6 protein-coding genes are annotated in these 9,557 nt (G+C 70.8%); 2 read left to right on the top strand and 4 right to left on the bottom strand.

Translation table 11 applies throughout. From position 1 onward, the window contains the following. Positions 1-40: 40 nt before the first annotated feature. Complete coding sequence (locus tag ACWGIU_RS19325) at positions 41-670, bottom strand: TetR/AcrR family transcriptional regulator (protein WP_453707366.1); 630 nt, start codon at positions 668-670, stop codon at positions 41-43. Between the two features lie 137 nt (positions 671-807). On the opposite strand from ACWGIU_RS19325, the gene ACWGIU_RS19320 reads away from it, so the two are divergent. Together ACWGIU_RS19320 and ACWGIU_RS19315 are read left to right on the top strand one after the other, a co-directional pair. Further along, entirely contained in the window at positions 808-1,719 is a 912-nt protein-coding gene (locus ACWGIU_RS19320) for an ABC transporter permease (protein WP_453707364.1), read from the top strand. Then, positions 1,712-2,500: an ABC transporter ATP-binding protein gene (locus ACWGIU_RS19315; protein ID WP_453707362.1), complete on the top strand. Its 789-nt coding sequence runs from the start codon at positions 1,712-1,714 to the stop codon at positions 2,498-2,500. The genes ACWGIU_RS19320 and ACWGIU_RS19315 overlap by 8 nt, the downstream gene beginning before the upstream one ends. A gap of 152 nt (positions 2,501-2,652) precedes the next feature. Here ACWGIU_RS19315 and ACWGIU_RS19310 read toward each other — a convergent pair whose 3' ends face one another. The 3 genes from ACWGIU_RS19310 to ACWGIU_RS19300 all read right to left on the bottom strand — a co-directional run bounded on the left by ACWGIU_RS19310 (position 2,653) and on the right by ACWGIU_RS19300 (position 9,285). Beyond that, positions 2,653-7,617, bottom strand: coding sequence for an NAD-glutamate dehydrogenase (locus ACWGIU_RS19310; protein ID WP_453707360.1), 4,965 nt, complete (start codon positions 7,615-7,617; stop codon positions 2,653-2,655). 367 nt (positions 7,618-7,984) lie between these two features. Beyond that, positions 7,985-8,677: an HAD family hydrolase gene (locus ACWGIU_RS19305; protein WP_453707368.1), complete on the bottom strand. Its 693-nt coding sequence runs from the start codon at positions 8,675-8,677 to the stop codon at positions 7,985-7,987. Between the two features lie 107 nt (positions 8,678-8,784). Next, on the bottom strand, positions 8,785-9,285 hold the full coding sequence (locus tag ACWGIU_RS19300) for a DUF6912 family protein (RefSeq protein ID WP_453707358.1): 501 nt from the start codon (positions 9,283-9,285) through the stop codon (positions 8,785-8,787). Between the last annotated feature and the right edge of the window lie 272 nt (positions 9,286-9,557).

The raw sequence follows: 9,557 nt of genomic DNA, 5'->3' as shown, positions 1-9,557 counted from the left end.
GCCGTAGGCGGCCCCTTCCGGACCGTGCCCGGCCCGGCCGCTACGAGCTGGCCTTCAGGCCCGCCACCACCTGGTGGGCCAGGACGTCGAGGTGGCCGCCCGTCACCACGTCCCGGACGACCACCTGGCGCCAGTAGAGCGGGCCGATCAGCAGGTCGAGCGCGTGGGCCGGGTCGATGCCCGCCGGGAGTTCACCGCGGGCCACCGCGTCCGAGACGATTCCCTCCGCCATGCGGCGCTGCCCGTCGAGCAGTGCGCCGCGCACCGCTTCGGCGATCTCCGGGTTGCGTGCCGCCTCCACGAGCAGGTCCGGGATCACCGCGGAGGCCACCGGGTGCCGCAGCACGTGTGACATGACCTCCAGCAGGGCCCGTACGTCCCCGTACAGGGAGCCCGTCACGGGCACCGGCAGGCCGTCCACCGCGAAGGCCCCCACCAGGTCCAGCACCAGGTGCAGCTTCGACTTCCACCGCCGGTAGACCGCGGTCTTGCCGACCCCCGCCCGCCGGGCGATGCCCTCGATGGACATCTTCGAGAAACCGACCGCGGCCAGCTCCTCGACCACCGCGTCGCGGATCGCCTCGGTCACGTCCGCGCGCAGGACGGCGGCCCCGGCGGGGGCTCTACGGGCGGGGGCGGGGGCGGAAGCAGCGGCGGGATCCGGGGTCATGCACAGAGCATAACTGCGCCACCGTCACGACGATACGGTTGCGTTCCGACGTGGTGCGCCCTAACCTCGCCGTAGCGACGATACGGACCCGTCCCGACCTCGGCAGTGACGTACTGACCCCGTCGAAAGCGAACCCTGTGACCACCGCGACCGCACCCAAGACCGGACCCGCGCCCTCCGCGGAACTCGCGCGACTCGCCGCCGCCCACGGCCTCACCCTCAGCGGCGCCCGCCCCACGCTCCCCCGCTACATCGCGGAACTCTGGGACCGCCGCCACTTCGTGACCGCGTACGCGACCGCCCGCATGCAGGCCACGTACAGCACGGCCAGGCTCGGCCAGCTCTGGCACCTGGTGACCCCGCTCCTCAACGCGGCCGTCTACTACTTCATCTTCGGCATCGTGATGAAGGCCAGCCACGGCGTGCCGGACTACGTCCCCTTCCTGATCACCGGCATCTTCGTCTGGGACTTCATCGGCAGCTCCGTCAACGCCGGCACCCGCGCCGTCCACAGCAACCGCGGCCTGGTGCGCGCCCTGCACTTCCCGCGCGCCAGCCTGCCCATCTCCACCGTCGTCCAGCTCTTCCAGCAGCTGCTCGTCACCATGGGCGCCCTGGTCGTCCTGCTGCTGGCCTTCGGGCAGCGGCCCGCCTGGTCCTGGTTCCTGGCCGTCCCGGTCCTCCTGCTGATGGCCGTCTTCGCCGCCGGCTGCGCGATGGTCATGGCGCGCATCGGCAGCAAGAGCCCGGACGTCAGCCAGCTGATGCCCTTCGTCCTGCGCACCTGGATGTACTCCTCGGGCGTCATGTGGTCCATCGACCAGATGCTCGCGTCGGACCACCTGCCGCACCACTGGGCACTGATGCTGCTCAAGCTCAACCCCGCGGCCGTCTACATCGACCTGATGCGCTTCGCGCTGATCGACAGCTTCCCCGCACACTCGCTCCCGCCCCACGCGTGGGCCCTCGCCATCGGCTGGGCCCTGCTCGCCGGCGTGGGCGGCTTCATCTGGTTCTGGAAGGCAGAAGAGGAGTACGGCCGTGGCTGACACCGCGACGAGCACCGACACCCGGGTACCGACCGTCATCGCCGACGGGGTCCACGTCGTCTACAAGGTCCACGGCGTCGGCGCCCGCAAGGGCGGCGCCACCGCGGCGCTCAGCCGGGTCTTCTCCCGCAAGCAGTCCCCGGGCGTCAAGGAGGTGCACGCCGTCAAGGGCGTCACCTTCACCGCGTACAAGGGCGAGGCCATCGGCCTGATCGGCTCCAACGGCTCGGGCAAGTCCACCCTGCTGGCCGCCATCGCCGGCCTCCAGCCGGTGACCCACGGCCGGATCTACTCGCACGGCCAACCGTCCCTGCTCGGCGTGAACGCCGCCCTGATGAACGACCTGACCGGCGAGCGCAACATCGTCCTCGGCGGCCTCGCGATGGGCATGTCCAAGCAGCAGATCCGCGAGCGCTACCAGGGCATCGTCGACTTCTCCGGCATCAACGAGAGGAACGACTTCATCTCCCTGCCCATGCGGACGTACTCCTCCGGCATGGGCGCCAGGCTGCGGTTCTCCATCGCCGCCGCCAAGGACCACGACGTCCTGATGATCGACGAGGCCCTGGCCACCGGCGACGCCGCCTTCCAGCGCCGCAGCCAGGCCCGCATCGAGGAACTCCGCGAGCGCGCGGGCACCGTCTTCCTCGTCAGCCACGGCATCAACACCGTCCGCGAGACCTGCGACCGCGCGATCTGGCTGGAGGCCGGCGTCCTGCGCATGGACGGCCCCTCGAAGGAAGTCTGCGATGCCTACGAGGCCTTCACGGCGGGCCGCTGACCAGCCAGAAACCAGCCCCGCCAGTGTGTGAGGCGCGGGGGTCCGGGGGCAGCGCCCCCAGCAGCGGCCCGCACCCGAGGAGACCGGCCACGAACGGGCCGGGCCCGGGACCACCTGGTCCCGGGCCCGGCCCGTTCGGCAAAGCCGACCGATCAGCTGTGCACGCGCAACAGTGACCGCATCGTCCGCATCGCCACCGACAGGTTCGCCAGGTCGAAGTCGTCCGACCCCTGGATCTCGTCCAGAGTCGTCCGCGCCCGCCCGATGATCGCCGCGTTCTTCTCCTCCCACGCCTTGAAGCGCTCCTCGGGAGTCGAAGTGCCGTTGCCCACCGACAGCACGTCCGCCGTCAGGGCCGCGTGCGCCGCGAACAGGTCCTCGCGGATCGAGGCACGGGCCATCGACTGCCAGCGGTCGGACCGCGGCAGTTCGATGATCCGGTCCATCAGCTGGGAGATGGCCAGGCGGTCGGCGAGGTCGTAGTACACCTCGGCGACCTCCAGCGGGTCCACACCCGTGCGGTCCGCGATCGCGACGATGTCCAGCGCCGGGAAGGCGGAGGAGAAGCCGGCCACCTTGGCGGCCAGTTCCTCCGGAACGCCCTCGCCCGTCAGCTCGTCCAGGATCGACTGGTACCACTCCAGGTCGGCGCCGCGCACCAGCTTCGGCAGCTCGGCCCAGACCCGGCCCACTCGCTCCTGGAAGGAGCTGATGGTCTCGGTGATCTGGAGCGGCTGCGGCCGGTTGTTCAGCAGCCAGCGGGTACCGCGCTCGACCAGGCGCCGGGAGTGCAGCCGCACCCGGGTCTGGACGTCCGCGGCGACCTTGTTGTCGAGCGCCTCCACCGCGTCCCACACGTCGGCCAGGCCGAAGATCTCACGGGCCGCGAGCTGGGCGCGGACGATCTCCTCCGTGGAGGCCCCGCTCTCCTCGCGCAGACGGTGCAGGAACGTCGAACCACCCGTGTTGACGGTGTCGTTGACCAGGATGGTGGTGATGATCTCCCGGCGCAGCGCGTGCGTGTCGATCTGCTCGGTGAGCCTCTCGGCCAGGGCGGCCGGGAAGTACGCGAAGAGCAGACGGCGCAGGTACGGGTCGTCCGGCAGCTCGGTGGCGATGAGCTCGTCCGCCACCGTGATCTTGGTGTAGGCGAACAGCACGGCCAGCTCCGGCTGGGTCAGGCCCTTGCCGGCGCTGAGCAGCTCGCGGATCTGCCGGTCGGTGGGCAGGAACTCCAGCGCCCGGTCGAGGCGTCCGTCGCGCTCCAGCCGCCGCATGTAGCGCTGCTGGGCGTGGAGCAGGCTCGGGGCCTGGGCCGCGCCGTTGGCGAGCGCGATGTTCTGCGCGTAGTTGTTGCGCAGCACCAGACGGCCGACCTCGTCGGTCATCTGGGCGAGCAGCTTGTTGCGCTGCTTGACGGTCATGTCGCCGTCCGTGACGACCGCGTTGAGCAGGATCTTGATGTTCACCTCGTGGTCGGAGGTGTCCACGCCCGCGCTGTTGTCGATGGCGTCGGTGTTGACCTTGCCGCCCTCGCCGCCCGCACCGGTGCGGGCGAACTCGATCCGGCCGAGCTGGGTCAGACCCAGGTTGCCGCCCTCGCCGATGACCTTGGCCCGCACGTCGGAGCCGTTGACACGGATGGCGTCGTTGGCCTTGTCGCCGACGTCCGCGTGCGTCTCGGCGGTGGCCTTGACGTACGTGCCGATGCCGCCGTTCCACAGCAGGTCCACCGGGGACTGCAGGATCGCCTTCATCAGGTCGGCCGGGGTCATCTTGGTGACGCCGGCCTCGATACCGAGGGCCTCACGGACCTGAGCGGTGATCGGAACGGCCTTCGCGGAACGCGGGTGGATGCCGCCGCCCGCCGAAATCAGCGAGGTGTCGTAGTCGGCCCACGAGGAGCGCGGCAGCTCGAACAGGCGTCGGCGCTCGGCGTAGGAGGTGGCCGCGTCCGGGTTCGGGTCGATGAAGATGTGCCGGTGGTCGAAGGCGGCGACCAGGCGGATGTGCTCGGAGAGCAACATGCCGTTGCCGAACACGTCGCCCGACATGTCACCGACGCCGACGACCGTGAAGTCCTCGGTCTGGGTGTCGTGGCCCAGCTCGCGGAAGTGCCGCTTGACGGACTCCCACGCGCCGCGGGCGGTGATGCCCATGCCCTTGTGGTCGTAGCCGGCCGAGCCGCCCGAGGCGAAGGCGTCGCCGAGCCAGAAGCCGTAGGACTCGGCCACCCCGTTGGCGATGTCGGAGAAGGTCGCGGTGCCCTTGTCGGCGGCGACGACGAGGTAGGTGTCGTCCTCGTCGTGGCGGACCACGCCCTTGGGGGGCAGGACCTCACCGGCGACCATGTTGTCGGTGATGTCGAGCAGCGCCGAGATGAAGATCTTGTACGAGGCGATGCCCTCGGCGAGCCAGGCGTCACGGTCCACCGACGGGTCGGGGAGGTTCTTCGCGACGAAGCCGCCCTTGGCGCCCACCGGCACGATCACCGTGTTCTTGACCATCTGCGCCTTGACCAGGCCGAGGATCTCCGTACGGAAGTCCTCGCGGCGGTCGGACCAGCGCAGGCCGCCTCGGGCGACCTTGCCGAAGCGCAGGTGGACGCCCTCGACGCGCGGGGAGTACACCCAGATCTCGAAGGCCGGACGCGGGGCCGGCAGGTCCGGGATGGCCTGCGGGTCGAACTTCATCGACACGTAGCTGTGCTGCTCGCCGGCGCCGTTGAGCTGGAAGAAGTTCGTGCGCAGCGTGGCCTTGATGAGGGTGAGGAAGGCCCGCAGGATGCGGTCCTCGTCGAGCGAGGCGACCTGATCCAGGGCCCCGTCGAGCTCCTCCAGCATGGCGTCCACGAGCTCGCTGCCGGCGGTCTGGCGCACGGGCGCCATCCGGGCCTCGAAGAGCGAGACCAGCAGCCGGGTGGTGTGGACGTTGTTGCGGAGGGTGTCCTCCATGTAGTCCTGGCTGAAGGTGGAGCCGGCCTGGCGCAGGTACTTGGCGTACGCGCGCAGGACGACGGCCTGTCGCCAGGTGAGCCCGGCACTGAGCACCAGGGCGTTGAAGTTGTCGTTCTCCGCGTCGCCCTGCCAGACCGCGGCGAAGGCGTCCTGGAAGCGCTCACGGGCGTCGTCGCCGAGGTAGGTGTCGCCGTTGCCGGTGAGGGGCATCCGCAGACCGAAGTCGTAGATCCAGGCGCTGACCCGGTCGGAGCGGCGCAGCTCGTACGGGCGCTCGTCGGTGACCTCGACACCCAGGCGCTGCAGCACGGGCAGGACCGCGGAGAGCGAGACCTGGTCGCCGGTCCGGAAGATCTTGAACCGGCGTTCGCCGGGGCCCGCGCCGACGGGCTCGTACAGCGAGAGCGCGAACTCGCGGTCGCTGGCGGCGAGCCGCTCCAGGTGGATCAGGTCGGCGACGGCCGCGCGCGGCGAGTGGTCGGCCTTGTATCCCTCGGTGAAGGAGGTGCCGTAGCGGCGCAGCAGCTCCGCGGCGCGCTCCTCGCCGCACTCGGCGATCAGCGCTTCCTGGAAGCCGTCGGCCCAGGAGCGGGCGGCCTCGACGAGACGGCCCTCGATGCGCTCGACGTCGGAGTCGGTCAGCGCGGGCAGCTCGGTGCCCTGCGGGACGCGCACGACGAAGTGGATGCGGGAGAGGATCGACTCGGTGTTCCACGCCGTGAAGTCGACGCTGATGCCGCCGAGCTCCTCGCGCAGGATGTCCATCAGGCGCAGCCGCACCCCGGTGGTGAACCGGTCGCGGGGCAGGTAGACGAGGGCCGAGTAGTAGCGGCCGTACTCGTCCTGGCGCAGGTACAGCCGCAGCCGGCGGCGTTCCTGGAGGTACAGGACGGAGGTGACGATGGCCTGGAGCTGGTCGACCGGGGTCTGGAACAGCTCGTCGCGCGGGTAGGTCTCCAGGATCTGCAGCAGGTCGCGGCCGTCGTGGCTGCTCGGCGCGAAGCCGGCGCCGTCGAGGACCTCGACGACCTTGCGGCGGATGACCGGGACGCGGCGCACGGACTCGGTGTACGCGGCGGAGGAGAACAGACCGAGGAAGCGGCGCTCGCCGACGACGTTGCCGTCGGCGTCGAACTTCTTGACGCCCACGTAGTCGAGGTACGAGGGGCGGTGCACGGTGGAGCGGCTGTTGGCCTTGGTCAGCACCAGCAGGCGGTGCTCACGGGCCTTGGCGCGGGCGTCGGCCGGCAGCCGGTTGAAGGACGGCGAGACCGGGTGGCCGTCGTCCTTGCCGCTGTGGTGCGGGTCGGAGCGCAGGATGCCGAGGCCGGTACCGGGCACGGCGGCCAGGGAGTCGCCGTCGACGAGGTTGTACTCGCGGTAGCCGAGGAAGGTGAAGTGGTCGTCGGCGAGCCAGCGCAGCAGCTCACGGGCCTCTTCGAGCTCGTACTCGCGCAGGTCGGGGGCGGTGGGCTCCTCGGGCAGGCCCTCGGCGATGCGCAGCGCGGCGTCGCGCATCTTCTCCCAGTCCTCGACGGACTCCCGTACGTCGGACAGGACGCGCAGCAGGTCGGCGTTGATCTGCTTGAGGTCGGCGCGGTCGGTCTCGCGGTCGATCTCGACGTGGATCCAGGACTCGACGAGGGAGTCGTGGGGGCGCGCCGTGCGGGGCCCGTGGGCGTCGCAGTCGGGACCGAGGATCTCGATCAGCTTGCCGGTTACGTCACGGCGGACGACGACCTGCGGGTGGATCACGACGTGGATGCCGCGGCCCTGGCGGGACAGCTCGTTCGTCACCGAGTCCACGAGGAAGGGCATGTCGTCGGTGACGACCTCGACGACGGAGTGACTGGAGGTCCAGCCGTTCTCCTCCACCGTCGGCGTGTGCACGCGCACGCTCGCGGTGCCCTGCGGCCGGTTCTCGGCGAGCCGGTAGTGCGAGAGCGCGGCTCCGAACACATCGACCGGGTCGCGGTCCGCCAGGTCCTCGGGCGCCGTGTGCAGGTAGTAGCGCTGGAGGTAGGAGAGCACCGTGTCCTGGTCTGGACGGCCTCCCCGCTCGGACCCAGTCGGAAGTAGCCCCCCGGCCGGGCTGTGCTCAGCTACCCGGGCCGCCCGTGCGAGCAGCTCGGCCTTTGCTTCGTCCAGCTTGGTCTGCATGTCCTCTGGCTCCTGTCGCGCGCCATTGCGTGACGTAGGTGAAGGAAGGAATGACATAGCGCCGCGAGGCGGGGTGTCCGTCCGGGATCGACGCTATGCCGTCGAGAGAGCCGCCCGGGAGGGAATGAGCCATGATCGGCAGAAGGTCCCGGGGGCGGGGATCAGCGAAGGCCCGGGCACGGTCGTGCGCCGGGCGCAGGCCGGAGGCTCCAGTGCCCCCGAGGACTATCGCGCTGATCACGGGTACAAGGCTATCCCGACCTACCCCCAGGACGTCATTCACTGCATCTGTACAAATCTTGGGGTGGAACTTTGACACTCTGGCCAGCGACGTGACCCGCCGTCCGTGCAGCGGCCTGTCCCGTCGCTATCCGGACAGCTCGCGAGCTGTCCGGACGGCCTCGGCCAGGCTGTCCACGACCGGCACTCCGGCTGATTCCAGACTGCTGCGGCTGTGCGAGCCGCCCGTGTAGAGAACCGCCCGGGCACCGACGTGGGCGGCGGCGAGGGCGTCGTCCACGGCGTCTCCGATGAGGACCGTACGGTCCGCCGTCACACCCGTCCCGTCCAGGGCGGCCAGGTGGCGGACGAGGTGACCCGCCTTGGAGGTGTGGGAGGGGCCGACGCGGCCGTCGACGCGCAGGAAGTGCCGGTCGATGTCGTGGGACCGGACCAGGGGGACGAGTTTGTCGTGGGGCGCGAGGGACAGCAGGGACTGGGTGAGCCCGTCCAGCTGCCAGTCCCGGAGCAGCTCGCGGGCACCCTCGGCCAGCCCGGAGTCCGCGGCGGCCGCCCAGTAGTGGCGGTGGAAGGTGTCGTCCATGACGATCCACTCCTCGTCGGTGGGCAGCCGTCCCATGAGTCGCTCGTAGAACTTCGGCACCGGTACGACGTACAGGTCGCGGTAGGTCTCCAGGGTGATCGGCGCGAAGCCGAGCTCGGCGAAGGAGGCGTTGGTCGCCGCTATGACGGCGTCGATGTCGTGGAGGAGCGTCCCGTTCCAGTCCCAGACGATGTGGTTCGGGAGCGTCGTCGCGACGGTCGCGACGGCCTCGGCGATCTCGGCGATCTCGGCGATCGCTACGGTCTCGGCGGCCGCCGTGGCCGCGGCGGTCGTGTCCGTCGTGTCGGTCGTGTCGGTCGTGTCGGTCGGGTCGGTCGGGTCGGTCACTTCAGCAGCCCCGGAATCTCCTGCACGCCGAACCACAGCAGCTCGTGGTCCTCGGCGGCGTCGACGGTGGCCTGCGCATCGGCGTCGCCGCCGTCGGCGGCCGCCAGGGCCCGCACGGCGGCGGTCACGTCCTCGTCGGCGTCATCGGCGTCCACGTGCACGGCGGCGGCCACGGCGAGCCGTACGGCGGCGGCCAGGGTCACCCGGCCGAGAGCGGCCTCGTCGGGCCCGGGAGCGGCGGTGGCGGCCTCGTCGTCGACGTCGAGAGCGACCACGACGCGGCGGCGCGGGGCGCCCGCGTCCGCGGCGACCAGCCGCAGGGAGGCGAGCGCGGCCCGGTTGAGGGCCGCGTACTCCAGCTCCTCGATGTCCTCCGACGCGTACCACTCGCGGAGGCCGGGGGTGACGGCGTACGCCAGCAGCGGGGCGGGGCCCAGCTCACCCGCCTTGTGCACCTCGGCGAGCCCGGGGAGGGTCAGGGGGACGTACACGCGCATGGCCGGCTGCTTTCGGTAGTCGGAAACGCCCTCAGGATACGACTCGGACAGGGCCGGGCGGGTGAGGGACTCCGTCCCCCTTCGGGGCGCCGGACCGGGAGCCGCGCCCGTCCACCCCGGTACCCGCACGGGCGCCGTCCGGGGCCCGTGACCGGCCGCCGGCCACCCGGATAGGTGAAGCGGGCCGGTGGCCGGGCGGGCCGTGGGCCCGGTTGCGGAGCGTGTTCGGCAGCCGTAGAAGTTCCCCATCAAGTTACCGCCCGGTACCGCAC

The organism is Streptomyces sp. NPDC054840 (assembly GCF_053611065.1).
This window is presented reverse-complemented; position numbering and strand designations above follow the sequence as displayed.

Coding starts and splice junctions, on each gene's coding strand:
- ACWGIU_RS19300 (WP_453707358.1), bottom strand. CDS start 9,285: ATGCGCGTGTACGTCCCCCTGACCCTCCCCGGGCTCGCCGAGGTGCAC.
- ACWGIU_RS19310 (WP_453707360.1), bottom strand. CDS start 7,617: ATGCAGACCAAGCTGGACGAAGCAAAGGCCGAGCTGCTCGCACGGGCG.
- ACWGIU_RS19325 (WP_453707366.1), bottom strand. CDS start 670: ATGACCCCGGATCCCGCCGCTGCTTCCGCCCCCGCCCCCGCCCGTAGA.